Raw genomic sequence first — 25,392 nt, 5'->3', positions numbered from 1 at the left:
CGAACGCGACGGCGGACGGCCACCGCGTGCGGAACGAGCCGGGAGGGGTGCCGAAGGAACTGCGGATCCGGCAGCGGGAATGAAAATTTCCTGGGGCGCGGCGACCAACCGGAAAGAATTGCTCCGCCTCCCGGGGAGATCGATTTCCCCGACCGGCGGAGGCGAACGGATCCGAAGCCCCCTTCCGCCTCTCCGCGCTGCGCGCGTGTGTCGAGAACCACCAATTTTTCCGCGGCCGGACATCCCCGCCCGCGGCGCGCGAACATGCGCGAAAACCGCCCCGCAGCACCCCCGGAAGGCGCCGCGAACAGCGAATTCACCGGTTTCCGGAGGCGTTTTTCCGATTCCTGACCTCGATGTGCGAGCAGTCGGGGGCAGCCTTACAGTCGATCGCGAACGACTCAGCGATGTGAGGTGTTCTCATGAATCTCACTCCGTCCGACGCGGAGAAGTTGCTGTTGAGCGTGGCCGGCATGATCGCCCGGGACCGGCGGGACCGCGGTGTCCGCCTCAACCACCCGGAGGCGGTGGCCCTGCTGTCGTGCTGGGCGATGGAGCGCGCACGCGAAGGGTCCACTGTGGATGAACTCATGAACGAGGGCCGGCGCGTCCTCGTGCGCGACGACGTGATGGAGGGAGTCCCCGAGATGCTCTCGGACGTGCAGGTGGAGGCGACCTTCCCGGACGGTCGCAAGCTCGTCACGATCACGGAGCCGATCTCATGATCCCCGGAGAGGTACGCGTCCGCGAGAGCCCGATCACGCTCAACTCCGAGCGCGCGCGGTGCACCCTCCTCGTCGTCAACGACGGGGACCGACCCATCCAGGTGGGGGCCCACCTGCACTTCCCCGATGCCAACCCGGCCCTGAACTTCGACCGGGACGCGGCCCAGGGGTACCGGCTCGACTCCCCCGCCGGGACATCGGTGCGCTTCGAACCCGGCGTGAGCAGAACGGTGGAGCTGGTCGCGCTCGGCGGGAGCCGGCACGTGCCGGGCCTGCAGGTCCGCGAGCGGGAGCTCCCGACGCACGCGAGGGAACCGAAGAAGGTCGTCCCGTTCGGGACGCCGGGATCCGAACCCGCGACGCCCACCACCGCCTCGCCACCGGCGCGGGCCCGGGTCGCCGAGGAGGCCGCGCGCGACGAGCGCGACGGAGAACCTCACCAGCAGCAGTCCGAGGAGGGTCAGTGAGCCAGATCAACCGCCGCGAGTACGCCAAGCTGTACGGACCGACGACCGGCGACCAGGTGCGGCTGGGTGACACCGACCTGTGGATCGAAGTCGAGCAGGACTTCTGCGTCGGCGGTGACGAGTCCGTCTTCGGTGGCGGCAAGAGCATCCGCGAGTCGGGGGCGCAGGGCACGACCACGCGCTCGGAAGGCGCCCTCGACCTGGTCATCACCAACGTGATCGTGCTCGACCACTGGGGCGTCGTGCGCGGCGACGTCGGCGTCCGCGACGGGCGCGTCGTCGCCGTGGGCAAGTCGGGCAACCCGGACGTCATGGATGGCGTGCACCCGGACCTGCGCATCGGCCCGAGCACCGACGTCATCGCCGGTGACCGCAAGATCCTGACCGCCGGCGCGATCGACACCCACGTGCACCTGCTCACCGAGATCGAGATGGCCGAGGCCCTGGCCACCGGCACCACGACCGTCGTGGGCGGCGGCACCGGCCCCACCGAGGGCTCGAAGGCCACGACCGTCACGCCCGGCGCGTGGTCGCTGGCCATGATGCACCGGGCCCTCGACCACCTGCCGCTGAACGTCATCCTCTTCGGCAAGGGCAGCACGGTCAGCGCGGACGGGCTCGCCGAGCAGGCGCTGGCCGGTGCCGGCGGGTACAAGGTGCACGAGGACTGGGGCGCGACCCCGGCGGCCGTCGACGCATCGCTGCGCGCCGCCGACGAGTTCGGCCTGCAAGTGGCCCTGCACGCGGACAGCCTCAACGAGACGGGCTACGTGCAGCACACGATCGACGCGATCGACGGCCGGGGCATCCACGCGTTCCACTCCGAAGGCGCCGGCGGCGGGCACGCGCCGGACATCATCCTCGTCGCCGGGGAGCCCAACGTGCTGCCGGCGTCGACGAACCCGACCCTGCCGCACACGGTCAACACCGCCACCGAGCACCTGGACATGTTGATGGTGTGCCACCACCTGAATCCGCAGGTCCCCGAGGACCTCGCGTTCGCCGAATCGCGCATCCGGCCGACGACGATGGCCGCCGAGGACATCCTGCAGGACATCGGAGCGATGTCGATCACCTCCTCCGACGCGCAGGCCATGGGCCGCATCGGTGAACTGGTGTGCCGCACGTGGCAGGTCGCGCACGTGATGAAAGCGCAGCGCGGCGCCCTGGGCGCGTCGCTGCCCGCGGACAACGAGCGCGCCCGCCGCTACGTCGCCAAGTACACGATCTGCCCCGCGGTCGCGCACGGCATCGACCACGAGGTCGGCTCGGTCGAGCCCGGGAAGCTGGCCGACCTCGTCCTGTGGGACCCGGCCTTCTTCGGCATCCGCCCCTTCACGGTGATCAAGGGCGGCGCCGCGGTGTGGGGTGCGCTCGGCGACCCCAACGCGACGATCCCCACGCCCCAGCCCGTCGTCATGCGCCCGGCGCTGCCCCAGGGCCCGTCGTCCGCGCCGCACCTGTCGGTGAACTTCGTCGCCCAGTCCGCATTGGACGACGGGATCGCCGAAAAGCTCGGCCTGCAGCGCAGGCTCGCCGCGGTGCGCCCCACTCGCGGGGTCACCAAGCAGGACATGCCGAACAACACCGCGCTGCCCCGACTCGACGTGGACCCGGAGACCTTCGCCATCAGCATCGACGGCGAGCGCGTCCGCCCGAACCCCGTCGAGGAGGTGCCGCTGGGCCAGCGCTACTCGTTCTTCTGAGGGGGACGTCAGTGGACCCGAACCTGGGAGCCATGCTCCTCGCCGACGCCCGCCTGCCCACGGGCGGGCACGCGCACTCGGCAGGTCTCGAACCAGCGCTGGCCGCAGGTCTGGGCAGCGGGGAGGTGCCCGAATACCTCCGCGGCCGGTTGCGCTCGGTGGCCCTGGTCGACGCCGCTGCCTCGGTCCTGGCCCTGCGGGCGTCCCGCGAACGGCCGGTCCGGCTCTCCGCCGTCCACGACGCGCTGCTCGCGCGCACGCCGACCGCGCCGGTGCGCGAGTCCTCCGGGCTGCTCGGACGGGGCCTGGTGCGGTTGGCCGCACGGCTGTGGCCCGAGCACCCGGCCGTGGCCGCGCTGGGCGAGATCGGTCCGCGGCCGCAGCGCCCCGTGGCGCTGGGGGTCGTGGCAGCAGCGATGGGACTGGACGAGCGGCACGTCGCCCGGGCCTGCTTGTACGAGGACGCCCAGACCGTGGCGGCGGCCGCGCTCAAACTGCTCCCCGTCGACCCCGCCGAAACCGCACGCTGGGTCTGGGAGTCCGCCGTGGTCGTCCAGGAATCGGTCGAGCGAGCCGTCGCCGTCACCCGCCCCACCGAGCTCCCCGCCGTCAGCGCCCCGCTGGTCGAGCGCTGGGCGCTGCAGCACGACACGCGCACGAGGAGGATCTTCGTTGCTTGATCACGAACACCGCGAGGGCACCGCACCGTCCCGGCCGCTGCGGTTGGGGATCGCCGGCCCGGTCGGCACCGGCAAGAGCACGCTGATCGGGACGCTGTGCCAGCAGCTCTCGACCGAGCTCGAGCTGGCTGTGGTGACCAACGACATCTACACCGACGAGGACGCGCGCATGCTCCGCGCCGCCGGCGTCCTGCCCGTCGAGCGGATCCGCGCCGTGGAAACCGGTGCCTGCCCGCACACGGCGATCCGCGACGACGTCACCGCCAACCTCATCGCCGCGGAGGACCTCGAGCGCGCGTTCGCACCGCTGGACGTCGTCCTCGTCGAAAGCGGCGGGGACAACCTCACGGCGACCTTCAGCCCCGCCCTCGTCGACGCCCAGATCTTCTGCATCGACGTGGCCGGTGGTGGTGACGTCGCCCGCAAGGGCGGCCCCGGCATCGAGCGCGCCGACCTGCTGGTGGTCAACAAGACCGATCTCGCGGAGCACGTGGGCGTGGACGTGCCCCGCATGGTCGCCGACGCCCGGGCGGTGCGCTCCGGCCTGCCGACCCTGGCGCTGTCCCGCACCGATTCGGCGGCCGTCGCCGAACTGCGCGACTGGGTGCAGCGCCTCGTCTCCGAGCACCGCAGGGGTGCGCGCACCGCCGCGGACCCGGGTCCGATGGCCCCCCACGTCCACCAGCACGGGTGATCCCGCGATGACGACGGTGTCGATCGACCTCGTCGACGGCGCTGCGCGCACCGCGGTCCTGCGGGGAGGGGGCTACCTGCGCCCCCTCCTGCTCGGCACCGACGGCCCGTGCGCGCGCATCGCTCTCGTCGGCGTGTGCGCCACGCTGCTCGCCGACGACGACGTGCAGCTCCGCATCGAGGTGGGCAGCGGCGTGCACCTCGAGCTCGTCGAGCCCTCCGGCGTGGTCGCCTACGACGCTCGAGGCGGCAGCGCTCGCTGGGCGGCCAGCGTGCACGTCGGCGCCGGTGGCTCGCTCACCTGGCGCGCCGCTCCCTTCGTCGTCGCCGAGGGCGCCGACGTGCAGCGCCGCACCGAACTCGCCCTCGACGAGGACGCGCTGGCCCTCGTGTCCGAAACCCTGGTGCTCGGCCGCAGCGGCGAAGACGGCGGAAAACTGCACTCGACGCTGCGAGCCACCCGAGCCCGGCACGAGCTGCTGGTCGAGGAACTCGACCTGCGCTCGTCCGAGCTGCGGGCGTCCCCCGGGATCCTCGGGTCATCCCGCGTCCTCGCCACGGTCGCGCTGCTCGGCACCTGCCCGCCCGAGCCGATCTCCCCGCCGGAAACGCCCCTCGCCGGACCCGGTTCCCTCGCCCGGGAGCTCGCGCGGGACGCCCACAGCGCCGACGAGGCGCTGCGGAGCACGTGGGAGCGCTGGCGGGGCCTCCTCGAGCGCGCCACGTCGACGCAGCAAGGTCGTTCGTCCGGGCTCCCCGAGCGGGACTCGCTTCCGACGTGATCGCGTGCCGCCCGGTTCCCGCGAGGGCTCGGGGGACCGCCGCGAGCGAGCCCGGACCGCGGCGCAGCAGCGCCCATCCCCACCCGAGCGGTTTCGCGGGGCGCCGGGCACGAACTGCTCGGCGCCGCGCGGACCGCGGCGCTCCGGTGCTCACTCCCGCAGGGTGCGGACCGATTCGCGGTGGGCGAGCACGTCGCTGCGGCGCAACCACACCGGTTTGTGGGCGAAGTCGAAGAACAGTCCGAGCTGGTCGCGGTAGTGCGGGCCCGTCGCCCCGTCCGGGGCGACGAATCCGCTCTGCCCGGGCGCGACCACCTCGACGGCCTCGACGCGGCCCGGTTCGAGACTGACCATGTTGTTCTCGCTGCCGCGGTTGGCGAAGACGCCCTGCTCGACGGCTTCCCGTTCCCCGGCTTGCGGCACCCCGGTGAAGTTGGCCGTGCCGAACGTGGCCGGCACGACCGGGGCGCGCCACGCCCGCATGTCCGGACCGTGCTGCTCGCGCAGGTCGCGCAGGGCCGTTGCCAGCGCCGCGCGGACCACGGCGTGCGGGTCGCGCCCGGCGAAGAGGTCGACCTGCTGCTCGACCCCGGAGTCGGCTCCACGCAGGGCGTTGTGCAGCAGTTGCGCACCCGGTTGGACGTTGACCGAGGCCACGCCCCCGCTGGAGTCGAGGTAGCCGGCGTCGGCGTAGCGCTGGTACGTGCGCGGCGGCAGCTCGCCGGCGAGGACGTGCTCGAGCATGCGCTCCAACCACCGCCGCATGATCGCTCCGCCGGGGTGGTCGTAGTGCCCGTCGCCGTCGCGGTCGACGTTGGTGCGGTCCCAGGAGCGCACCAGTTCCACGGCGCGACGCTGCTCCGATCCGGGCGGCAGGTCGGCAACGGCCCGGACCAGGTGCTCGACGAAGTAACGCGCGTTGACGTCGACGAACGAGGTGTCCCGGATGACCTGCCACGCCTGCTGCGGGGTGATCCCGGAACGCCCCGCGAGCTGCTCGTCGATCTCGCGAACCCGGTCGGCCGCTCCCCACAGGCCCGAGCCCTCGTAGCCCGGGGCCGGTTTGTTGTTCCAGTTGGTCAGGAATCCCTGCTCCGGGTTGAGCACCTTCGGGTTCCAGGAGAACGGCTGCAGCCCGCGCCACTCCATGTCGCCGGTTCCCGAAGCGGGAAGCCGGGGGTCGGCGTCGGGATGCCGCCTGGGGTACGCACCCGTGTGGACGTAGCCGATGTTGCCGCGGCGATCGGCGTAGTACCAGTTGATCGTGGTCGCGTTCCGGGAGGCCTGCCGCAGCCACTGCGACCACGAGCGGGCGCGTGTGGAGTCGATCCAGCCGAGCAGGGACTCGACCTCGAGCCCGGCCCAGGAGCGCTTCTTGCTGTAGGCCACGCCCCGGTCGGGATCGCTGGCGACGACCGGTCCGTGCACCGTGGAGCGCACGGTCACCTCCACCGGTTCCCTCCCGCGCACGGCGATGGTCTCGGTGCGCTCACCCATCCGCCGGTAGGAACCGTCGAACAGGTACTCGCGCGGGTCCTCCGGGTTGAGCTGCTCGGCGTAGACGTCGACGGTCGCCCCCATGCCCGCGGTCGCTCCCCAAGCGATGTCGCCGTTGTGCCCGAACAGGATCGCCGGGTACCCGAAGGGCGTGTTGCCCACCACGTCGAACCCGGCGCCGTGCAGTCCGACCGAGTAGGTGTAGGCGGGCTGGAAAAACCCGAACTGCGGCCCGTTGACCAGGATCGCTCCTCCGGAGGCGGTCTTGGCCCCGCCGATCAGCCACGCGTTGCTGAAGCGCGCGCGATCTGCCGGCGAACCACCCCCGGCCAGTCCCACGGCCGCGGTGTGGGCCGGGGACGCGTCCGCGCCCGCGCGCGGCGCGGTGGCGGGGGGAACGTCGATGCTCGGGAGGCGCCTCTGCCGGGCATCGAGCCGTGCGCTGCCCCGCGGTGATTCCCGCCGTTGCGCGTCGCTGGGGGGAACCGTCGTCGGGGCATCCGGATCGTCGCGCCAGACGATCTGCTGGAACAGTCGCTCGCCCTTGGCCTCGCCGTGGTGCTGGACCAGTTCCCGCAGCACGGCGAGGTTCTCGGGCTGCGAGGTGGCGTCCGAATAGCGGTGCGCCATCGTGGCCACGAAGATCATCACCACGTCCAGGCCGGTGAACCGGTCCGGTCGGAAACCGCTTCGACCGTACTCCTCGGGCAGCAGCGAACCGGTGTCCGCCAGGACCTCGTCGATGCGGGCGTTGACCCCGTCGGCGTACCCCTCGAAGATCTCCCGGTCCCGTTGGGACAGCTCGCCGTACTGCTCGCGCACCGAATCCGCGTCCACGTCGGAGCGCAGCGAGCGGTCGTGCTCGATCCAGTCCGGCCCCAACACTTCGGCCACGCGGCCCGTGAACGAGCGCCGTGCCATGTCGAGCTGGAACAGCCTGTCCTCGGCGATGCTGTACCCGTAACCGTAGAACAAGCCGTGCCGGCTCGCCGCGTAGATGTGCGGAGTTCCCCAGGTGTCTCGGACCACCGTGACTCCGGCGCCCAGCGACCGGCCGGCCGCACCGGCCACCGGAGCAGCGACCGCGGAAGCACCCAGCGCGGCGGCGGCAGCCAGCGTGCTGCGGCGACTCACTCCACCCGGATCCATACCGCTCCTCCCATCCCGCAAGCGCGCCCTCGATCAGCGGCCGCGATCGGGAGTCCACGGTGGACCACCGATGCACGGCCGCCGAACGCCTACCGACCGATCGGTCAGTATTTCGGTGTGCGCAGTCAAGCACGCGCGATCACCGCTGTCAACGCCTCAGCGCCCCGGCCCGGTTTCGCGCACGAGGACGGCGGCGACCAGGGAGATCACCGCGGTGCCGGCGAGGTAGATCCCGGGGGACAGCTGGCTTCCCGTCACCCCGATGAGAGAGGTGAGAACCAGCGGGGTGAATCCGCCGAAGACGGACACCGCCGTGCTGTAGGCCATCGACAGGCCGCTGTAGCGGACCTCCGTGGGGAACAGCTCCGACATCACGGTCGCCAGCGCCCCCATGGCGGGCGAGAGCGCCAGCGCGAGCGCGACGTAGGCGATGACGGTCGTGGCGAACGTCGCCTGCAGCAGCAGCGCGTAGATCGGAACGGCGAAGACGGCCAGCCCCAGCGGGGAAGCGATGAGCAGCGGCCTGCGCCGCCCGATGCGATCGGAAAGCAGCCCCCACAGCGGAATCAGCACCACCAGCAGCGACACGCCGAGCAGCATGGCCGTGAACATGTGCCGCTGGGGGATTCCGACGTTGTTCACGAGGTAGGCGGGGAAGAAGGCCTCGATCATGTAGGTGGCCGTCGTCCCCGAGATGATCATGCAGACGATGGCGAGCACGCTGCGCCAGTGCTCCTGCAGCGCCGCGAGGAGGGGTGCCCGCTCGGCATCGCGCTCGTGGTCGGCCTCCTTGAACTGGGGCGTCTCGTCGAGCCGCAGGCGCAAGTACAGCCCGAGCAGTCCGAGCGGCAGCGTCAGCAGGAACGGGATGCGCCATCCCCAGGCGGTGAGGGCCTGCTCGGACATCCCGATGCTCAGGGCGGTTCCGACGGCGGAGGCGAGCAGCGCGCCGAGGAACTGGGTGAAGAACTGCCAGCTGCCGTAGAGCGCGCGCCGGCCCTCCGGCGCGTACTCCACCATGAACGCGGTCGCTCCGCCGAACTCGCCTCCCGCGGAGAACCCCTGCACGACGCGGGCGCTCAGCAGCAGGGCCGGAGCGAGCACGCCGACCGAGTCGTAAGTCGGCAGCGCTCCGATGACGAACGTCGCAGCCGACATGCCGACGATCACCGCGGCGAGGATGCCGCGCCGCCCCATCCTGTCCCCGAGGTGGCCGAACGTCAGCGCCCCCAGCGGGCGCAGCACGAACGCCACCCCGAAGACCGCGAAGGTCGAGATGAGCGACGCGCTCCCGGCCGGGAAGAAGTTCGTGGCGATGGCCGCCGCGAAGAATCCGAAGAGGGTGTACTCGAACCACTCGATGAAGTTGCCGATCGACGCGGCGAGGACGGCCTTCCTGCGCGTGGCGGTGGGAACGGCCGGTGCGGTCCCCGCGTCCCGGGTTGTTGAGGTCATCGTGCTGCCTTGGGAGTTCGGGAATTTCTCGGGCTGGTGTTCCGGTGGGAGAGGTGGAACCGTCGTCGTGCCCCGACCGCCTCCGCCGCCCGCACCCGGGCGGTGGACGTCGAGTCACCGCACCTCCCGGCGGTGCGTGCCGCGGGTGCGCGCGAGGGCGAGTTCCGCGTAGAGCGTCGCCCCGTCGGCGAGCACCGCGTCGTCGTACTGCGCGCTCGGCGCGTGGTTGAACGGCGCCCGCCCGGGATCGCGCCCGGTCGGCACGGCACCGAGCCCGACGAAACTGCCGGGAACCGCGCCGAGCACGCGGGAGAAGTCCTCGGAGCCGGAGAGCGGGTTCGGCAGCGTCTCGTGCCGCTCGGGGCCGAAGAGCTCGCCGATCGTCTCCGCCACGAACTCGGTCTCCGCGGCGTCGGTGACGCTCGGCGGGTACCCCGCCGACCACTCGACCTCGACTTCGACGTCGTGCGCGGCGGCGATGCCGCGCAGGAGGGCGGGGGCGGACTCCAGGACCCGCTCCCGCGCCGGGTCGGAGAACGTGCGCACGGTGGCTTCGAAGGTGGCCGTCTCCGGGATGACGTTGGCCGCCGTGCCCGCGTGCAGCGAGCCGACGGAGACGACGACCGGATCGAAGACGTCGAAGCGGCGCGTGACCATGGTCTGCAGCGCGGTGACCATCTCGCTCACCGCTGCCACCGGGTCCCGCGCGTTCTGCGGGCTGGAGCCGTGCCCGCCCGCGCCGCGCACCGCGACGTGCAGTTCGTCCGAGGCCGAGAGCATCGTCCCGGGCCGGGTGACGAACCGCCCCTGCGGCACGTGCGCGGAGAAGACGTGCATGCCGTAGGCCGCGTCGACCCGCTCGCCCGCCGCCTCGAGGACGCCCTCGGCGAGCATGACGTTCGCGCCGTCCCAACCTTCTTCGCCCGGCTGGAACATGAACACGACGTCGCCGCGCAGCCGGTCGCGGTGCTGCGCGAGCAGCCGGGCCGCCCCGACCAGCATCGTCGTGTGCAGGTCGTGCCCGCAGGCGTGCATCCTGCCGTCGATCCGCGACCGGAAGTCGAGCCCGGTGCTCTCCTGGACCGGGAGCGCGTCCATGTCGCCGCGCAGCAGGACGGCCGGGCCATCGCCGCCGCCGCGCAGCACCCCCGTCACCGAGCTGGCGCCGGAACCGGTCGTGATCTCCAGCCCGAGACCGTCCAGCGCGGCCAGCACCTTCTCCTGCGTGCGCGGCAGTTCCAGGCCGACCTCCGGTTCGCCGTGGAGCTCGTGCCGCAGCGCGGCGAGCTCGCCGTGCATCGCCTGCGCGTCCTCGTGCACCGCCATCCGCCGAGCCCTCCCTGTGACGTGCGCCATCCGTGACGTGATCGGCGGAGAGTGTGGGATCGTCACGGGGATCGCTGGGCGAGATCGGCGGATTCGTGCAGATCCCGGTCCTGTGGGAGGTGGTTCGTGAACACGCACTTGGACGAGCGGGACCTGGCGCTGCTGCACGCCCTGCAGCTCTCACCGCGGATCAGCTGGGCGGAGGCGGCGCGCGTGCTCGGTTCGACGGCGAGCACGCTCGCCGGCCGCTGGCACCGGCTGCGCTCCGAGGGGGCGGCGTGGGTGACGGTGCACCCGGGACGCAGCCTGACCGGCGTGACCGTCGCCTTCATCGACATCGACGTCGCGCCCACCGAACGCGACGAGGTCGTCCGCGCGCTGTGCCGCGACCCCCGCGCGGCGACGATCGAGGAAGCCGCCTCCGGCCGGGACTTGCTGGTGACGGTGTTCGTCGCGGACCAGGACGCGCTCGCGCGCTTCGCGCTGGGGGACCTGGCGAGCCTGCCCGGCGTGCGTCGGATCGACACCCGCGTGGCCACTCGGATCCACTGGGAGGGCAGCCAGTGGCGGCTGGACGCGCTCGACCGGAACCAGCAGTCGAGGCTGAGGTCCGCGCGGGACAACGACTCGGAGCCGGCGCTCCCGCCCAGGGACTACTGGCCCCTCGTGGACGCGCTGACCCGCGACGGGCGGTGCAGCGCCGCCGACCTGGCGCGGCTCACCGGGCGCAAACCGGCAACCGTCCGGCGGCAGCTCGCCCGGTTGATCTTCTCCGGACTGGTGTCCTTCCGCTGCGAGATCGCCCAGCTGCGGTCGCGGTGGCCGGTGATCTGCACCTGGTTCGCCCGGGTGCCGCAGCAGGAGCTGGAGCGGACCGTGCAGTCGCTGACGACGCTGCCGGAACTCCGGCTGTGCGCGTCGGTCAGCGGCGAAGCCAACCTGATGTTCACGGTCTGGGCAGGTTCCCCCGGTGATCTCCTCGCGCTGGAACGGCGGATGAACGAGAAGCTGCCCTGGATGACCCTGGTCGAGAGCGTGTTCGGGCTCCGCACACCGAAGCGGATGGGCTGGATCCTCGACTCCTCCGGGCACAGCACGGGCCAGGTCGTCGTCCCCCTGTCCGCGCACGCTTCGCAGCGCAGCAGTGGTTGAACCCCCGCCGAGGTGTCAGCCGCCCCCGCCCCAGCCGGCCGGGAGGAACCCGGCGTCCTCGGCGAATTCGGTGGCGATCCGCAGCAGCACGTCCCGCTCGGTGCGCAGGAGCGCGTTCTCGGTCCGCAGCCAGTCCAGTTCCGCCCGCTCGTCCGCGGCGAGCGGGGCGCGCCGCTCGGAGCGCTCTGCTCCGCACATGGCAGCTCCCTTCGGGCGCGGCGGGGTTCAGCGGACGGGGGTGAACGCGCGGAGCGCCTCGCTGCGCTTGCCCGTGGTGACGGCCTCGGCGAGCATCCGTCCCGTGACCGGCCCGTGGGTGAGTCCCCACATGCCGTGCCCCCCGGCCACGTAGATGCTCGCGTCGGAGGTCAACGACCCGATCAGCGGGTAGCCGTCCGGGGTCACCGGACGGGGGCCCACCCATTCGTCGGTGCGCTCGTCCCACCTGACCCCGGTGAGGTACGGGCGTGCGGAGGCGATGATCGCCTCGATCCGCGCCGGGTCGAGCGCGTCGTCGGAGTCGCGGAACTCCATCGTGCCCGCGACCCGGAGACCGCCGCGGTAGGGGGTGCAGGCCACGCGTACCCCGGGCAGGTACATCGGGCCGGGAACCGGCTCATCGGTCGGGACCGTGAACGAGTACCCCCGCCCGGCCCGCACCGGTGCCCGCAGCCGCCGGGGTTGGACGAGCTGGCCCAACCACGAGCCGGTGGCCAGCACGGCCACCTCCGCGGTGAGGCCCTCCCCCGCGTGCGACGTGGCGGTCACGCCGCGGTCGCGGCGGTGCACGTCGGCCACGTCGAATCCCGCGCGGATCGTGCCGCCCCGCTCCCGCACCGATTCCGCCAGCGCTGCGACGAACGCGCCGGGATCGACGAAACGCTGCCCGTCCAGCCGGATCCCGGCACCGATGCGCTCGGAGACCTGCGGCATCCGCGCGCGCACCTCGTCGGCGGTCAGCGCTGCGTGCTCGACTTCCTGGCCGGCCTGCGACAACCGCCGGAACTCGTGCAGCAGACCGGTGGCCTGCCGGCGCGTCTCGAACAGGGCGGTGATCGGCGCTTCGACCGTCGGCGCCTGCACGCCGTTGGCCGTGAGCACGTCGAAGGCTTCCAGGCACTCGGCGTTCAGCGGCAGGTTGGCGCGCATCGCCCGGTTCCAGCCGCCCCAGGTGCAGCGGGCCGCGAACTGCAGCAGGAACCGCCACAGGCCGGGGTTCCACGAGAGCGGAACGTGCAGCGGGGCACCCGGATCCAGCAGCGAGCGCAACCCGTACCGCAGGACGGCCGGCTCGTTCAGCGGCACCGCCAACCCGGGGGAGAGCAGTCCCGCGTTGCCCCAGGAGGCCCCGGCGGCGACTCCGCGACGATCGAGAACGGTCACCTCGACACCGCGCTCCTGCAGGAACCACGCCGTCGAGAGCCCGACAACCCCGGCACCGACCACCACGGCGGTGCGCGGACCTCCGCTCGTGCGCGCGCCATCCCGCTCCATGCTCACCCTCCACGTCCGGACACGGCTTCCTCCCCGCCGAGGATGTCCGAGGAAGCGCCCGCGCGGGTTGTACCGGGCGAACAATCGGTACCGAGGAGCTTGTTCGTTCGCGTCAAACAGCGGCGGTTCGGCGCCCGGGCGGAGGTGACCGCGGCGGGCGGTCCACCGGTGGCGCGGTCCGCCGGCCGGGCACCGAACCGCGTGCGTACAGTCCCGGCAGGGGACGCCGGTGCGTCCGGGTGCCGCGCAACGTGCAGGAGGCGTGTACACGTGGTCAAGTTGGATCGGCTGATCACCGTTCTCGGCGGTTGCGGTGTCCGCCTGGTCGGGCCGGGTGCGGCGCGCGAGGCCGAGCTGCGCAGCATCGCCATGCACGACCCGACCGAGGCCGCGCCTCCGGCCGGGGACGTGTTCCTCGCAGTCGGAGTGGAGTCGCCGCGTCGCGCCGTGGAGCTCGCCGCCGCGGCGCACGCCCTCGTGGTGCTGCTGCGCGGCGAGTCCGACGTCGTCGACGAACTCCACCGGAGCGGCGAACAGCACGGGGTCATCACCCTGGTCGTCGACACCGCGGTGTCGTGGAACCAGCTCGCCGAGATCGTCTACGGCCTGGTGTTCGAAGGCCGGGAAACGGAGGCGGGACGGGGACCCAGCGACCTGTTCGCCCTCGCGGACACCATCGCCGCCGCGGTGGAGGGGTCGGTCACGGTCGAGGACCGGCTCTCGCGCGTGATGGCCTACTCGAGCCTGCAGCAGGAGGTCGATTCCGCGCGGCACGAGACGATCCTCGGCCGGCGCGTTCCCGAGGCCATCTGCCGGCTGTTCACCGAGCGCGGGGTGTTCACCCACCTGTCCACCTCCGACGAGCCGCTGTTCGTGCCCGCCTCACCCCGCCACGGACTGGGCGGACGCACGGTCATCGCCGTCCGGGCGGGGCGCGAGCTCCTGGGATCGCTGTGGGTCGCCTGCGCGGCTCCGCTGTCCGAGCAGGGCGCTCGGATCCTGCGGGACAGCGCCCGCACCGTGGCGCTGCACCTGCTGCGTTCGCGCGTCAGCGCCGACCTGGAGAGGCAGGTCGAGTCCGAACTGGTCATCCAACTGCTCGAAGCCGGCCCGGACACGACCACGGCGCTCGGGAAGCTCGGCCTCGGTTCCGGTCCGTTCCGCGTGGTGGCCCTGCAGGCGCACGCCCGCGGCGAGCGGCACGCGGCGGTCCTGCTCGCCTTCGAGCGCGCGACCACCGGCTTCGGCTGGTCGCGCCCGGGGCGCAGCGCGCTGTTCGGCAACACCGTCTACACGGTCCTGCCCTGCGGTGACGACCCCGCCCCAGCGCGGGAGTGGGTGCGGACCACCACCGCGAGCCTGCCCGAGCACGTCACGATCGCCGCCGGCATCGGCGCGCCCGCCGCGCCCAGCCAGCTGCCGACCAGCAAGAACGAAGCCGAGGAGAGCATGGCGCTGCACGCGGACCGGGCGGACTCCGCTCCGGTGGTCAGCTACGACGAGTCGTGGGACCAGATCCTGCTGCAGCGGTTGCGCACCGCTGCCGCGTCCGGGCGCGTCCCCGCGCGCGGCCCCCTCGCCGACCTCGCCCGGCACGACACCGCGCACGCCACCTCCTACCTGCCCACGTTGCGCGTGTGGCTGCAGGCCCAAGCAGACCTCGCCGTCGCCGCCAGACGTCTCGAGGTGCATCCCAACACCGTGCGCTACCGCATCCGCAAGATGCACGAGATCACCACCCTGCACCTCGACGACCCGGACGAGCGGCTGGCCATGCTGATCGCACTCGCCGTCGACGCCGAGCCCGCGTGATCGGCGCTGCCGTCCGCGCTCGCGCTTCTTCACGTTCCCGGCCGACCGGCGAGCAGCGCAGCAGTGATCACGGCTCGCCGCCGAGCAGCCGCTCGAACGCGCCCGCGGGACGAGCGCGCGTCGGCAGCGCCTCCACGAACGGCAGCAGCTCCCGCTTCGCGACCTCGTAGACCCGGCGGAGCTCGGCGACCGGATCGGGGTGCTCGTCCACCCGCAGGTCCAGGTACGGATACGGGTGACCGCTGTGGACGTACAACGCGGCGCTCTGCTTGCCCCGCCGGTCCCCGCCGGCCTCCTGCCCCGCCTCCAGCGAGGTGAGCAGCCGTTCCGCCAGCGAGTCCCCCGCAGACCCCTCGAACCGGTCGGCCATGGAATCCACGGTGCCCCCGTCGACGAGGGTGTTGCCCGCCACCGCGTAGCCGTCGCCCGAGCGGTGACCGCTCCACGGCTGGGTCTCCGATCCGGTGTGGACGGCGGCACGGCCCGAGCTGTCCACCACGGCCACCTGCCGCGCTTCCGCAGCGGGGTCCGCACCGCGGACGTGTGCCAGCGCCTCCTCCGCCGAGTGCTCCCGGAGCAGTTCCAGACCGTCCGCACCCGCCAGCGGGTTGACCAGCGCCTGCGTCGCGATCGCCCCCGCAGCGGCGTGGGCGAACACCGCCAAGCCGCCGATCGCCGGCATCCGCGTGCTCATCGCAACACCGCACATCCCGGCCGCGGTGTCGCAGGCGACGATCGAGAACGTACCCGCACGCATCGGACCGATGCTACAGCGAGCCACCCAGCCCCACTCCTGCCCCGCTCGTCGCCCCCGCACACCGCCGAGACCGGCGGCCCGTGCGCGCACGCCCCGCCGCGGGAACCGCTCAGGCACCGGTCACCGCGAGAACGCCGAGGCCCACCAGGGCGACCAGCACCGTCGACAGCCCCCCGAGGGCGAGGCCTCGACGCCCGGTGCGCAGCAGCGCCCCCAACCGGACCCCGCTGCCCAGGCCGAACAGCGCAGCGGCGAACAGCCACGTGGTGAGCAGCGAGGACGCGGACACCACCGCGTCCGGAACGAGGCCGGTGGAGCGCACCACCATCAGCAGCAGGAAGCCGACCACGAACAGCGGTACCAGCGGGGGCCGCTCGCCCGCACCGGTGCGCCCCCGGCGGCGTTCCACCACGCTCACCCCCGCCACCACCGGCGCGAGGAGCACCACGCGGGTCAGCTTCACGACCACCGCGAGTCCCACCGCGGCGGCCCCGGCCGGCGAGACCGCTGCGACCACCTGGGCCACCTCGTGCACGCTCAGCCCCGCCCAGATCCCCAGCTGCTCCGGGACCAGCCCGAGCCCGGACCCGATCAGCGGCACCAGCCCGATCGCCGCGCTGCCGTAGAGGGTGACCAGGGTGATCCCGGTGGCCACGTCCTCCCTGTCCGCCTCGGTGACGCTGTCCACCGCGGCGATGGCCGAGGCCCCGCAGATCGAGAAGCCCGTGGCAACCAGCAAGGTCAGCCCGCGCGCCACGCCCAGCAGGCGCCCCAGGGCGAGGGTGCCGAAGAAGGCGATCAGCACGGTCGCGCACACGGCGAGGAACGTGCCGAGGCCCAGCCCGAGCACTTCGCCGAGCCCGAGCTGCAGCCCCAGCAGGACGACCCCGATCCGCAGGAGCTTCTTCGTCGTCCAGTCCAGCCCCTTGCGAGTCGGCTCCGGGAGGAACCGGCCCACCAGCACGCCCAGGACGACCGCGGTGGTCAGCGCGCTCAGGGCGGGCAGCAGCGTGTTCACCGCGAAGGCGATGGCGGTGCCGATCGCCGCGACTGCCAGTCCGGGCAGCAACGAGCGGAGCTCGGCGGCCGCCCGTCGTCCACTGCCGGTTTTCCTTCCAGCGATGGTCATGGACACGACCATCGCCGACCGAGCCGGACCTCGGCAGACGTCGATTCGGTTCGAGGTCATAACCTGTCGTTATGAGCAGGGTGCCGGACCTCGAATCGCTGCAGATGCTCGTGCAGGTCAGCAGTTGCGGAAGCCTGACCGCTGCCGCCCGGGAGGGCGGGATCAGCCAACCCGCGGTCAGCAAGCGGATCGGCCTGCTGGAACGCAGGCTCGGGGTCCGCCTGCTCGACCGCAGCCAGCGCGGCTCGACGCTCACCGAGGCCGGCGAGCTGGTCACCGGGTGGGCGCAGCGCGTGCTGGACGAGCTCAAGGTGCTGACCGACGGCGCGGAAGCGCTGCGCCGCGAGAGCGCTGCGCACCTCACCATCGCGGCGAGCATGACCGTCGCCGAGCACCTGCTGCCGATCTGGCTCGGCGAGTTGCGCCGGGCGGACCCGGAGCTGCACGTCGGGCTGCAGGTCACCAACTCGGCGGAGGTGTGCGACCTGGTGCGCGCGAAGTCGGTGGACCTCGGCTTCATCGAGTCGCCGGGCGGGCTCGGCGGGCTGCGCCACCGGGCGGTGGCGAAAGACCGGTTGGTGCTGGTCGTGGCACCGGACCACCCGTGGGGCAGGCGCCGGCGTCCGGTCACGGTGGGTGAGTTGGCGCGCACGCCGCTGATCAGCCGCGAAGAAGGTTCCGGCACGCGGGACACCGCGGAGCGCGCGATCTCCGCCTCGGGCGAGCGGCTGGTCCCACCGCTGCTCGAACTGGGCTCGAGCGCGGCGATCCGCAGCACGGTCATCTCGGGCGGCGGCCCGGCGCTGATCAGCAGGCTCGTGGTCGCCAACGACATCGCCAACCGCGCGCTGGTCGAGGTGCCGACGACGGGCATGGACCTCGGCCGGACGATGCGCGTGGTGTGGCACGCCGAGCACCCTCCCGGGCCACCTGCTGAGATGCTCCTCGCCCACGCCGCGCGCAAGCGATCAGCACGGGGGTGACCCGCCCGGGCCCCTCGCCGGCCCGCGGCCGAGCCCCGGCGAGGCGCCGCGAGTGACGGTGCCCATCCGCGCGGCCGCGGCTCCGCCGAGCGCAGCGGACCACTTCCGCGCACGTGCCCGGACCTCCGCCCGGGCCGGTTAGACTCGTCCACGTGCTCGGGTTGGGTGAGCTGGAACTGAAGGTCATGGACGTGCTGTGGGCGGCCGGTGAGCCGCTGCGGGTGCGGGACGTGCTGGAACGGCTCGCCGAGGACCGGCAACTCGCCTACACCACGGTGATGACCGTGCTCGACCACCTGCACACCAAGGGGTGGGTGCAACGCGCCAAGGCGGGCAGGGCCTACAGCTACACCCCGGCGCGCAGCCGCGAGGAGGCCGGGGCCGGGTTGTTGCGCGAGGTGCTCGAGTCCTCCGGGGACGCGGAGTCCGTGCTGCTGCACTTCGCGCGATCGGCGTCCGACAGGGAGTCGCAGCTGCTGCGCCGCGCCCTGGACAGCGAGCAGAACGGTGACGGTGACGCATGACCCTCGCGCTGGGGATGCTGGCCACGGCAGTGCTCGTCGGCGCGCTCGGGCCGGTGTACCTGCGGGGGACCGTGTCCCCCCGCATCCGCCCCGGTCTGGCGCTGACCGGCTGGATCGCCTCGGTGCTGGCCGTGGCCGCTTCCGCCGCGGCGGGGGCGGCCCTGCTGGCCGTGCCGCACTCCTCCACCGCCGACGGCCTCATCGGCATGGCCACCGCCTGCGTCAACACCGGGCAGTACCTGGGGGAGACGATCCTGCGGTTCACCGGGATCGCGGTGGTGCTGGCCGCCGTGCTGCGCACCGCGTTCGTGGCCGTCCGCGCGGGCAGGCGCAACTCCGAGCACCAGCACCGGCACCTGACGGCGCTGCGGTTGCTCGGCAAGACCGATCCCGACGAGCACGACCCGCTGTTCTGGCTGCGCGAGGACACGCCCGCGGCTTACAGCATCGGAGGGCGCGCGGGAGCGATCGTGGCCACCACCGGCGTCGCCCGGCTGGATCCGGGGACGCGGCGCGCGATCCTCGCGCACGAACGCGCACACCTGCGCGGACGGCATCACGGCCTGGTGCTGCTGGTGGAGGTGCTGGCCCGGTCGCTGCCGTTCGTACCGCTGTTCCGCGCCGCTCCCCCGGCGGTGCGGGTGCTGGTGGAGCTCTCCGCCGATGCCGCGGCGGCCCGGGCCTGCGGCCGCGACGGGGTCCGGGCCGCGCTGCGCGCGGTCAGCGCTGACCTCGTTCCCGCCGGATCGCTGGCCATGTCCCGGGAGTCGGTGGCGCTGCGGCTGCACTGGCTGGATCCGCAGCGCCGCCAGGACCGGGGAGGTGTGCGCCACCGCGCCGGTTACGCGGTGGCGGTGCTGGCCTCGCTCTCACCGACCGTGCTCGGAGTCGGGGTCATCGCGGGTCTCGTCCTGGTGCTGTGCCTGGGTCTCGGCTCCCCCGGGTGAGCACTGCGTTCCGCCGCAGTTGCGATGCTCCGTAGTAACTCCGCGGGGGCGGAGCGCGGCATGGGCGCCCAACCCCTGTGGGAGTTCGTCCCGACCGTCGAACGGGCCGAGGAGGCCGCCGGAGGACCGGCATCGGACTGCTCGGCGCGGCCGCGTCCACCGCGAACGGGTCTCGCGCCGGGGAGGCCGGCTGGGCCGGCCGCGCACCGCGGCGTCCGCGACTGCCGAGCCGGTCGCGGCCCGGCGTCGCGGCGCGGTGAGCGCCGGAGGTGTTCGTCACCGGGAGGGGTCCGGCAGCACCGGCGGGCCCCGCCGAGCGGCCGCCGGGGGATGCTCCAGAGGGGCCGGGGAATGCTCCGGGAGGCGGGCACGTTCGAGGCAGTGGAGGGGCCGGAGCAGGAACCCGCGTGAAAGAGGTGACGACGTGGAAGCCCACGACTGGGACCAGCGCTACCGCGAGACGACGTTGCTGTGGACCTCCGGGCCCAACCGGTGGGTCGAGCAGCACACCGCGGATCTCCCACCCGGGCGTGCTCTGGACCTGGCCTCCGGCGAAGGGCGCAACGCCCTCTGGTTGGCCGAACGCGGGTGGCGGGTGACCGCCGTCGACTTCTCCCCCGTGGGCGTGGACAAGGCCCGCGAACTCGCGAACGAGCGCGACGCCGCTGCGGCCGAGCGGGTGCGGTGGGAGGTCGCCGACGTCCTGTCCTACACCCCCGACGGCCAGTACGACCTGGTCCTCGTCGTCTACCTGCACCTGCCCGCCGACCAGCGGCGCACCGCACTGCAGCGCGCCGCGGCGGCCCTGGCCCCCGGCGGCACGCTGCTGGTGATCGGCCACCACAGCGACAACTTCACCCGGGGAGTCGGCGGGCCTCCGGACCCGGCGGTGCTCTACGACGAGCACGACGTGCTCGCCGACCTCGCCGACCGGGAGGACCTCACGGCCACGGCGGCCGGCATGCGCGAGCGGGTCGTCGCCGAGCAACCTCGGCCCGCGCTCGACGTCCTCGTCGAGCTCCGGCGCGACGCCGAATCCTGAGACATCCCGCACCGGCGGCCGCTCCCGGAAGCGGAAAGCGGCGGGAGCGGCACCGGCGCGGGGCGACGACCGGCGAAGGAGCAGAGCTCATGCCCCACCTGCTGCAAGTGGACTTCCCCACGCAGGGCCCGTTCGGAACGGCGATGACCGATGCGTTCGCGGAACTCGCCGAGAGCATCAACGACGAACCCGGCTTCCTCTGGAAGATCTGGACGGAAAACCGGCACGCGGCCGAAGCCGGCGGCATCTACCTGTTCGCGTCGCACGAGGACGCGCAGCGCTACCTGAACAAGCACACCGAGCGCTTGAACGGGTTCGGCATCACCGGCGTCACCGGCAAGATCTTCGAGATCAACGAGGCCCTGTCGGCGATCAACCACGCTCCCCTGCCGCAGGAGTAGACCCCGCCGCAGGAGCAGGTACCGGGCAGCTCCGGGCACTGCGCAAGCGGCTGCGCAGCGCGGTGCCGAGCAGGGCCAGGGACAGCACCGCCAGCACCGGCTGCAGCGGCTGGAACCAGGTCACCGCTCCGCTGGCCCCCACCGCCAGCACCACGGGCACGTTGCACGTGGGGCACCCGACGGCGAACCAGGCCAGCACCCCGGCTCCGAGGCCGCGGCGCTGGTGCTGCCGCGGCCGCACCCCCTCCCCCGGGCCCTGCGGAGCGACGTACGTCCCGACGAGCAGCCCGAGCAGCACCGACGTGAGGATCCACACCGGATAGGCCCACCACGGCGTGGGAATCATCCGCACGAAGACCGGGTTCTCGATGATCGCGGTGGCGAGCCCCACGAGCAGAGCTACCGCCGTCGCCGAGACGCCCGCGACGACCCACTGCCGCACCGTCCACATGCGCATCGCGCACCGCCTTCCTCCGTCCGCGGACCGCATGCCCGGGCCTCCGCCTCGGAAGCGGCGGGGAGCGGCGAAGCCGCTGCTGCGGCACCGAATCGAGTACTACCCACCGTAGTGGGGGACTGCTCGCGGGCGCGACCCGGGTCCGGAGGGGCCGGCCGGCAAACCGCTCCCGTTCGCGGCCGCGCTCGGCGTCCTCCTGCTGGTGCTGGCCGGGTGCGGGCCCCGCGGCGAGGCCGGCGGCGAGCACACCGGCGGGAAGAGCGGCGGGACGCTGCGCCTGGCCCTCAACCAGTCCGAGGACCACCCCTCCTCCGCCGCGCTGGAGAACTTCGGCGAACGGGTCCGCGAACGCACCGGGGGGCGGTGGAACATCGACGTCCACCCCAACGAGAACCTGGGCGACCAGCAGGAATCCCTGCAGTTGACCAGTGACGGCAGCGTCGACCTGTCGATCGTCTCCGGTACCCAGCTGGAGAACCTCAACCCCGACTTCACCGTGTTCAACCTGCCCCACGCCTTCGACTCCACCGAGCACCAGATGGAGGTCATCACCGACCCGGACATCGTCGGCGGCCTCCACTCCTCGCTCGAACGCAGGAACCTGACCGTGCTCGGCGGACTCACCCAGGGGGCGCGCAGCATCTACAGCTCCCGCGGCCCCGTCGCGGAGCCCGCCGACCTGGCAGGTCAGAAGATCCGGGTGCAGGAGAGCGAGGTGCACTCCGACATGATCGACGTGATGGACGGCTCAGCCACCCCGATGGCCTACGGCGAGGTCTACACGGCGCTGCAGTCCGGGGTGCTCGACGGGGCGGAGAACAACGAGGTCTCCTACCTGACGCAGAAGCACTGCGAAGTCGCTCCGCACTTCTCCCGCACCGAGCACGTCGTCGGTCTCGACTACCTGGTCGCCAACACGGAGCGCCTGGCGCAGATGTCTCCCTCCGACCGCGCGGTCTTCGACGAGGAGTGGGCCGCGAGGATGCGGGACTTCACCGCCCGCTGGCGCGGGGCCACGCAGGAGGCCACCGCCGAACTGCGGAGCGAGGGCGTCCGGTTCCACGAGGTCGACGAGGCCGCCTTCCGCGAAGCCCTCGCACCGCTGACCGAGCGGCGGCTGAGCACCGCCAGTTCCACTGCGCGCCGGATCTACGAGAAGACCCGGGCGGCAGCGCCGTGATCCGGCAACGGGCAACGAACTCGCGGGACCGGGGGTGAGAGCGCTGAAGAGGATCTCCGACGGAGCTCTCGCCACCACCTGCGTGACCCTGTTCGCGCTGCTGGTCGTCACGGTGAGCTGGCAGGTGTTCACCCGTCAGGTGCTCGGCGAGCCCCGCAGTTGGTCCGAGGAGCTCGCCAAGTACGTGTTCGTCTGGCTCGGGACGTTCGGCGCCGCCCTCGTGTTCTCCGAGCGCGGGCACATCGCCGTCGACGTGCTCGTCCGGAAGTTCCCCGCCCGGCCCCGGCGCGTCGTCGCCGCGCTGGTCCAGCTGGCCGTCCTCGCCTTCTCCGCCCTGGCACTGGTGTGGGGCGGAGCGCGCCTCACGAGCGTGGCCTGGGGCCAGCGCCTGGCAGCACTGCCGGGGCACCTGGGAATCGTCTACGTCGTCATGCCGATCACCGGGGTGATCATCGCGGCGTACGCCCTCCACCACGCGCTCGCGACCCTGCGGGGGAAGAAGCGCCGTTCGAGGCCGAGGACGCGGCCGGAGGAGTCGAGGAGCAGTGGTGGATCCGGCAATGCTCGCAGGGTTCGTCCTGCTCATCGGCATCAGCAGCCTGATCCTGCTCGGCGTGCCGGTCGCCGTCGCGATCGGGCTGTCCTGCACCGTAGCGGCGATCGCGGTGCTCGGAGCCGACCACGCCGTTCTCGTGGCCTCCCAGCAGATCGCCTCGGGCACCAGCTCGTTCACCCCGCTGGCGATCCCGTTCTTCGTGCTGGCCGGGGTCCTGATGAACAACGGCGGCATCGCGGGCCGTCTCATAGACGCGGCCAAGGTCCTCGTCGGACGGATGCCGGCGTCGCTGGCGCAGACCAACGTGGTGGCCAATGCGATGTTCGGATCGGTCAGCGGCGCTGCGGTGGCTTCTGCCGCGGCGGTGGGCAGCGCGATGGGACCGCGGCAGGAGAGGGAAGGCTACGACCCCGCTTTCTCCACGGCGGTGAACGCGGCGTCCGCACCGGCAGGGATGCTGCTCCCGCCCAGCAACACGTTCATCGTGTACTCGCTCGTCAGCGGAAGCTCGGTCGCCGCGCTGTTCGTGGCGGGATACGGTCCCGGGTTGCTGTGGGCGCTGGCCTGCGTGCTCGTCGTGCTCGCGCACTCCCGGAACCGCAGCGGGCTCGAGGGGACCGAACGCGTGACCCTGCGCCAGGCACTGGTGGTGATCTGGCGGGCCGTTCCCGCGCTGCTGATGATCCTCATCGTCATCGGCGGCATCCTGGTCGGGTTCTTCACGCCGACCGAGTCGGCGGCGATCGCGGTGCTGTACTGCCTGGTGCTCGGGTTCGCCTACGGCGGCATCGCGTTCGCAGACCTCCCCGGCATCCTGCTCAATGCGACCCGCACGACCGCGATCGTCATGCTCCTGATCGGGGTCTCATCAGCCGCTCTCGACAGCTGGTCGTGGGGCGATGGGCGTGACCAGGACGGTGCTGCTCGGCGGCCGCAGAGCCTCAGGGGCGGTGCCCGCAGCCGCGCAGGTAGCGCAGGGCCCGCTCCGCGGCGTGCGCACCGCACATGCCGTGCGCACCCGGCCCGGGCGGGGTCGCCGCCGAGCAGAGGAAGTGCCCCGGCACCCCCACGTCGTAGGGCGCGAGCGTGGTGCGGGGACCGAAGACGAGCTGGGGGACGTTCTTCGCCCCGGTCATGATGTTGCCGCCGACGTAGTTCGGGTTGTCCGCGGCGAACCCGCGCGGCGTGCGCACCGCGCTGCCCACGATCCGCTCCCGGAAACCGGGGGCGAAGCGCTCGATCTGCGCGATGACCGCACCGGTCGCGTCACCGGTGTAGCCGTTGGGGACGTGCGCGTAGCTCCACACCGGATGCACGGTTCCCACCGACCGCTGCGGATCGGCCAGGTACTGCTGGCCGACCAGCACGAACGGGCGCTGCGGCATCCTGCCCGCGTGCACGGCGCGTTCCGCCGCGGCCACCTCGGCGAAGGTGCCACCGACGTGCACGGTGCCCGCCCGCCGGGCCGGCTCGGCCGTCCACGGCACACCCCCCTCGACCGCGAAGTCCACCTTGAACGCTCCCGGGCCGTAGCGGAACCGCCGATACGCCCGCGCCACGCGCGGCGGCAACCGCTCCCCCAGGATGTCGGCCACCGCCGTGGGGGCGAGGTCGAACACCGTCACCTCCCCCGCCGGCAGGTCGGAGGCCGAGCGCACACGCACACCGGTCTCGATCCTGCCGCCCAGGTCGAGCAGCAACCCCGCCATCGCCTCCGCGATCGACCGCGACCCCCCGGCGGCGACCGCCCAGCCGTGCCGGTGCCCGGCCGCGAGGATTCCCAGCCCGATGCTGGAGCTCAGCGGCCGGTGCAACGGGTGCAACGCGTGCGCCGCCACCCCGCCGAACAGGGCCCGCGCCGCCTCCCCCGCGAACACCCCCGCCAGCACCGAAGCCGGCAGCACCGCCCGGGCCCCGAAGCGCGCGAGGCGCAGCGGGTGGTGCGGAACCCGCAGCAGCGGCCCGAGGACGTCCTCCGCCAACGCCTCGTACTCGCCGGCCGGTCCGGCGAACATCCGCGACCAGCGGGCACCGTCCGCACCGAGACCAGCAGCGGTCTCGGCGACGGAGCGGTGCAGCACCCCCGCGGTACCGTCGTCCAGCGGGTGGGCGCAGTCCACCTCGGCGAGCCGCCACTGCAGGCCGTAGCGCTCCAACCCCAGTTCCCGCAGGAAGCCCGAGCCCGCGGCCAGGGGGTGGAACGCCGAGCAGTGGTCGTGGACCAGCCCGGGCAGGAGCGCCTCGCCGGAGCGCGTGCCACCGCCCACTTCGGTCGCGGCCTCGAGCACCGTGACCCGCACCCCCGCCCGCGCCAGAACGAGGGCGGCAGCGAGCCCGTTGGGCCCAGCACCCACGACCGTCGCCGTGCTCATGCCGAACTCCTCACCGCCGAGCCGGCCCCACGGTGCTGCGCCGCCGCGCCCCGGGGGTGGCCACCGCGCCTGCCGGGGCCGGAGCAACGCCGCCTCGGCGAGGTCC

Annotated in this window: 23 protein-coding genes and 3 pseudogenes; 16 read left to right on the top strand and 10 right to left on the bottom strand. The window is 72.8% G+C overall.

The genetic code is table 11. The annotated features are described in order from the left end of the window. The first annotated feature begins 422 nt into the window (after positions 1-422). From ACVGV0_RS10400 to ACVGV0_RS10375, 6 genes and pseudogenes are all read left to right on the top strand, one after another. Entirely contained in the window at positions 423-725 is a 303-nt protein-coding gene (locus ACVGV0_RS10400) for an urease subunit gamma (RefSeq protein WP_459159648.1), read from the top strand. After that, positions 722-1,003: pseudogene (locus ACVGV0_RS10395) on the top strand (urease subunit beta); the annotation flags it as partial. The gene ACVGV0_RS10400 and the pseudogene ACVGV0_RS10395, both read left to right, overlap by 4 nt. A gap of 185 nt (positions 1,004-1,188) precedes the next feature. Beyond that, positions 1,189-2,898: an urease subunit alpha gene (locus tag ACVGV0_RS10390; protein ID WP_459159647.1), complete on the top strand. Its 1,710-nt coding sequence runs from the start codon at positions 1,189-1,191 to the stop codon at positions 2,896-2,898. Between the two features lie 11 nt (positions 2,899-2,909). Further along, positions 2,910-3,578: an urease accessory protein UreF gene (locus ACVGV0_RS10385; RefSeq protein WP_459159646.1), complete on the top strand. Its 669-nt coding sequence runs from the start codon at positions 2,910-2,912 to the stop codon at positions 3,576-3,578. Continuing rightward, positions 3,571-4,272 (top strand): urease accessory protein UreG, encoded by a 702-nt coding sequence (gene ureG, locus ACVGV0_RS10380; protein WP_459159645.1) that lies wholly within the window; start codon positions 3,571-3,573, stop codon positions 4,270-4,272. The genes ACVGV0_RS10385 and ureG overlap by 8 nt, the downstream gene beginning before the upstream one ends. 7 nt (positions 4,273-4,279) lie before the next feature. Continuing rightward, positions 4,280-5,053, top strand: a complete 774-nt coding sequence (locus ACVGV0_RS10375; RefSeq protein WP_459159644.1) for an urease accessory protein UreD — start codon at positions 4,280-4,282, stop codon at positions 5,051-5,053. Between the two features lie 150 nt (positions 5,054-5,203). On the opposite strand, the gene ACVGV0_RS10370 is transcribed toward ACVGV0_RS10375, so the two are convergent. From ACVGV0_RS10370 to ACVGV0_RS10360, 3 genes are all read right to left on the bottom strand, one after another. Further along, positions 5,204-7,699 carry a penicillin acylase family protein gene (locus tag ACVGV0_RS10370; RefSeq protein ID WP_459159643.1) on the bottom strand — a complete coding sequence of 832 codons (2,496 nt, stop codon included), beginning with the start codon at positions 7,697-7,699 and terminating at the stop codon, positions 5,204-5,206. Positions 7,700-7,855: 156 nt separating this feature from the next. Further along, positions 7,856-9,154: an MFS transporter gene (locus ACVGV0_RS10365; RefSeq protein ID WP_459159642.1), complete on the bottom strand. Its 1,299-nt coding sequence runs from the start codon at positions 9,152-9,154 to the stop codon at positions 7,856-7,858. A 114-nt stretch (positions 9,155-9,268) separates the two neighbouring features. Continuing rightward, positions 9,269-10,480: a M20 metallopeptidase family protein gene (locus ACVGV0_RS10360; RefSeq protein WP_459159641.1), complete on the bottom strand. Its 1,212-nt coding sequence runs from the start codon at positions 10,478-10,480 to the stop codon at positions 9,269-9,271. Between the two features lie 126 nt (positions 10,481-10,606). Between ACVGV0_RS10360 and ACVGV0_RS10355 the strand changes: the two genes are divergently transcribed. Then, on the top strand, positions 10,607-11,632 hold the full coding sequence (locus tag ACVGV0_RS10355; protein ID WP_459159640.1) for an Lrp/AsnC family transcriptional regulator: 1,026 nt from the start codon (positions 10,607-10,609) through the stop codon (positions 11,630-11,632). Between the two features lie 15 nt (positions 11,633-11,647). Here ACVGV0_RS10355 and ACVGV0_RS10350 read toward each other — a convergent pair whose 3' ends face one another. Next, the gene (locus tag ACVGV0_RS10350; protein WP_459159639.1) at positions 11,648-11,830 is read right to left on the bottom strand and encodes a hypothetical protein; all 183 of its coding nucleotides are present in this window, start codon (positions 11,828-11,830) and stop codon (positions 11,648-11,650) included. 27 nt (positions 11,831-11,857) lie between these two features. Next, the gene (locus ACVGV0_RS10345; RefSeq protein ID WP_459159638.1) at positions 11,858-13,126 is read right to left on the bottom strand and encodes an NAD(P)/FAD-dependent oxidoreductase; all 1,269 of its coding nucleotides are present in this window, start codon (positions 13,124-13,126) and stop codon (positions 11,858-11,860) included. A gap of 270 nt (positions 13,127-13,396) precedes the next feature. On the opposite strand from ACVGV0_RS10345, the gene ACVGV0_RS10340 reads away from it, so the two are divergent. Then, positions 13,397-14,938 (top strand): PucR family transcriptional regulator, encoded by a 1,542-nt coding sequence (locus ACVGV0_RS10340; protein WP_459159637.1) that lies wholly within the window; start codon positions 13,397-13,399, stop codon positions 14,936-14,938. Between the two features lie 67 nt (positions 14,939-15,005). Here the strand turns inward: ACVGV0_RS10340 and ACVGV0_RS10335 are convergent, their stop codons facing one another. Both ACVGV0_RS10335 and ACVGV0_RS10330 read right to left on the bottom strand, forming a co-directional pair. Continuing rightward, the gene (locus ACVGV0_RS10335) at positions 15,006-15,695 is read right to left on the bottom strand and encodes a DUF1028 domain-containing protein (RefSeq protein WP_459159636.1); all 690 of its coding nucleotides are present in this window, start codon (positions 15,693-15,695) and stop codon (positions 15,006-15,008) included. Between the two features lie 109 nt (positions 15,696-15,804). Then, positions 15,805-16,884, bottom strand: coding sequence for a YeiH family protein (locus ACVGV0_RS10330; RefSeq protein ID WP_459159635.1), 1,080 nt, complete (start codon positions 16,882-16,884; stop codon positions 15,805-15,807). Between the two features lie 11 nt (positions 16,885-16,895). Here ACVGV0_RS10330 and ACVGV0_RS10325 point away from each other — a divergent pair, with 11 nt between their 5' ends. The 5 genes from ACVGV0_RS10325 to ACVGV0_RS10305 all read left to right on the top strand — a co-directional run bounded on the left by ACVGV0_RS10325 (position 16,896) and on the right by ACVGV0_RS10305 (position 20,721). Further along, positions 16,896-17,807 carry a LysR family transcriptional regulator gene (locus ACVGV0_RS10325; RefSeq protein ID WP_459159634.1) on the top strand — a complete coding sequence of 304 codons (912 nt, stop codon included), beginning with the start codon at positions 16,896-16,898 and terminating at the stop codon, positions 17,805-17,807. 152 nt (positions 17,808-17,959) lie between these two features. Then, positions 17,960-18,331 (top strand): BlaI/MecI/CopY family transcriptional regulator, encoded by a 372-nt coding sequence (locus ACVGV0_RS10320; RefSeq protein WP_459159633.1) that lies wholly within the window; start codon positions 17,960-17,962, stop codon positions 18,329-18,331. After that, entirely contained in the window at positions 18,328-19,278 is a 951-nt protein-coding gene (locus ACVGV0_RS10315) for a M56 family metallopeptidase (RefSeq protein WP_459159632.1), read from the top strand. Before ACVGV0_RS10320 ends, ACVGV0_RS10315 begins: the two co-directional genes overlap by 4 nt. Before the next feature lie 424 nt (positions 19,279-19,702). Continuing rightward, positions 19,703-20,320: a class I SAM-dependent methyltransferase gene (locus ACVGV0_RS10310; RefSeq protein WP_459159631.1), complete on the top strand. Its 618-nt coding sequence runs from the start codon at positions 19,703-19,705 to the stop codon at positions 20,318-20,320. A gap of 89 nt (positions 20,321-20,409) precedes the next feature. Further along, the gene (locus ACVGV0_RS10305) at positions 20,410-20,721 is read left to right on the top strand and encodes a monooxygenase (RefSeq protein ID WP_459159630.1); all 312 of its coding nucleotides are present in this window, start codon (positions 20,410-20,412) and stop codon (positions 20,719-20,721) included. Here the strand turns inward: ACVGV0_RS10305 and ACVGV0_RS10300 are convergent. Continuing rightward, positions 20,693-21,178 carry a hypothetical protein gene (locus ACVGV0_RS10300; RefSeq protein WP_459159629.1) on the bottom strand — a complete coding sequence of 162 codons (486 nt, stop codon included), beginning with the start codon at positions 21,176-21,178 and terminating at the stop codon, positions 20,693-20,695. The genes ACVGV0_RS10305 and ACVGV0_RS10300 overlap by 29 nt on opposite strands. Before the next feature lie 202 nt (positions 21,179-21,380). Here ACVGV0_RS10300 and ACVGV0_RS10295 point away from each other — a divergent pair, with 202 nt between their 5' ends. Then, positions 21,381-22,358 (top strand): TRAP transporter substrate-binding protein, encoded by a 978-nt coding sequence (locus ACVGV0_RS10295; RefSeq protein ID WP_459159628.1) that lies wholly within the window; start codon positions 21,381-21,383, stop codon positions 22,356-22,358. Between the two features lie 34 nt (positions 22,359-22,392). Continuing rightward, positions 22,393-22,791 (top strand): annotated as a pseudogene (locus ACVGV0_RS10290) (TRAP transporter small permease); the annotation flags it as partial. On the opposite strand, the gene ACVGV0_RS10285 reads toward ACVGV0_RS10290, so the two are convergent. Then, complete coding sequence (locus ACVGV0_RS10285; RefSeq protein WP_459159627.1) at positions 22,779-22,919, bottom strand: hypothetical protein; 141 nt, start codon at positions 22,917-22,919, stop codon at positions 22,779-22,781. The pseudogene ACVGV0_RS10290 and the gene ACVGV0_RS10285 overlap by 13 nt on opposite strands. On the opposite strand from ACVGV0_RS10285, the pseudogene ACVGV0_RS10280 reads away from it, so the two are divergent. Beyond that, positions 22,919-23,773: pseudogene (locus tag ACVGV0_RS10280) on the top strand (TRAP transporter large permease); the annotation flags it as partial. The gene ACVGV0_RS10285 and the pseudogene ACVGV0_RS10280 overlap by 1 nt on opposite strands. A gap of 82 nt (positions 23,774-23,855) precedes the next feature. On the opposite strand, the gene ACVGV0_RS10275 reads toward ACVGV0_RS10280, so the two are convergent. Next, positions 23,856-25,286: a phytoene desaturase family protein gene (locus tag ACVGV0_RS10275; RefSeq protein WP_459159626.1), complete on the bottom strand. Its 1,431-nt coding sequence runs from the start codon at positions 25,284-25,286 to the stop codon at positions 23,856-23,858. Positions 25,287-25,392 lie beyond the last annotated feature (106 nt).

Source organism: Salinifilum ghardaiensis, from assembly GCF_054491345.1.
This window is presented reverse-complemented; position numbering and strand designations above follow the sequence as displayed.

Coding starts and splice junctions, on each gene's coding strand:
- ACVGV0_RS10315 (WP_459159632.1), top strand. CDS start 18,328: ATGACCCTCGCGCTGGGGATGCTGGCCACGGCAGTGCTCGTCGGCGCG.
- ACVGV0_RS10400 (WP_459159648.1), top strand. CDS start 423: ATGAATCTCACTCCGTCCGACGCGGAGAAGTTGCTGTTGAGCGTGGCC.
- ACVGV0_RS10325 (WP_459159634.1), top strand. CDS start 16,896: ATGAGCAGGGTGCCGGACCTCGAATCGCTGCAGATGCTCGTGCAGGTC.
- ACVGV0_RS10375 (WP_459159644.1), top strand. CDS start 4,280: ATGACGACGGTGTCGATCGACCTCGTCGACGGCGCTGCGCGCACCGCG.
- ACVGV0_RS10305 (WP_459159630.1), top strand. CDS start 20,410: ATGCCCCACCTGCTGCAAGTGGACTTCCCCACGCAGGGCCCGTTCGGA.
- ACVGV0_RS10335 (WP_459159636.1), bottom strand. CDS start 15,695: ATGCGTGCGGGTACGTTCTCGATCGTCGCCTGCGACACCGCGGCCGGG.
- ACVGV0_RS10350 (WP_459159639.1), bottom strand. CDS start 11,830: ATGTGCGGAGCAGAGCGCTCCGAGCGGCGCGCCCCGCTCGCCGCGGAC.
- ACVGV0_RS10365 (WP_459159642.1), bottom strand. CDS start 9,154: ATGACCTCAACAACCCGGGACGCGGGGACCGCACCGGCCGTTCCCACC.
- ACVGV0_RS10370 (WP_459159643.1), bottom strand. CDS start 7,699: ATGGATCCGGGTGGAGTGAGTCGCCGCAGCACGCTGGCTGCCGCCGCC.
- ACVGV0_RS10360 (WP_459159641.1), bottom strand. CDS start 10,480: ATGGCGGTGCACGAGGACGCGCAGGCGATGCACGGCGAGCTCGCCGCG.
- ACVGV0_RS10330 (WP_459159635.1), bottom strand. CDS start 16,884: ATGACCTCGAACCGAATCGACGTCTGCCGAGGTCCGGCTCGGTCGGCG.
- ACVGV0_RS10300 (WP_459159629.1), bottom strand. CDS start 21,178: ATGCGCATGTGGACGGTGCGGCAGTGGGTCGTCGCGGGCGTCTCGGCG.
- ACVGV0_RS10345 (WP_459159638.1), bottom strand. CDS start 13,126: ATGGAGCGGGATGGCGCGCGCACGAGCGGAGGTCCGCGCACCGCCGTG.
- ACVGV0_RS10275 (WP_459159626.1), bottom strand. CDS start 25,286: ATGAGCACGGCGACGGTCGTGGGTGCTGGGCCCAACGGGCTCGCTGCC.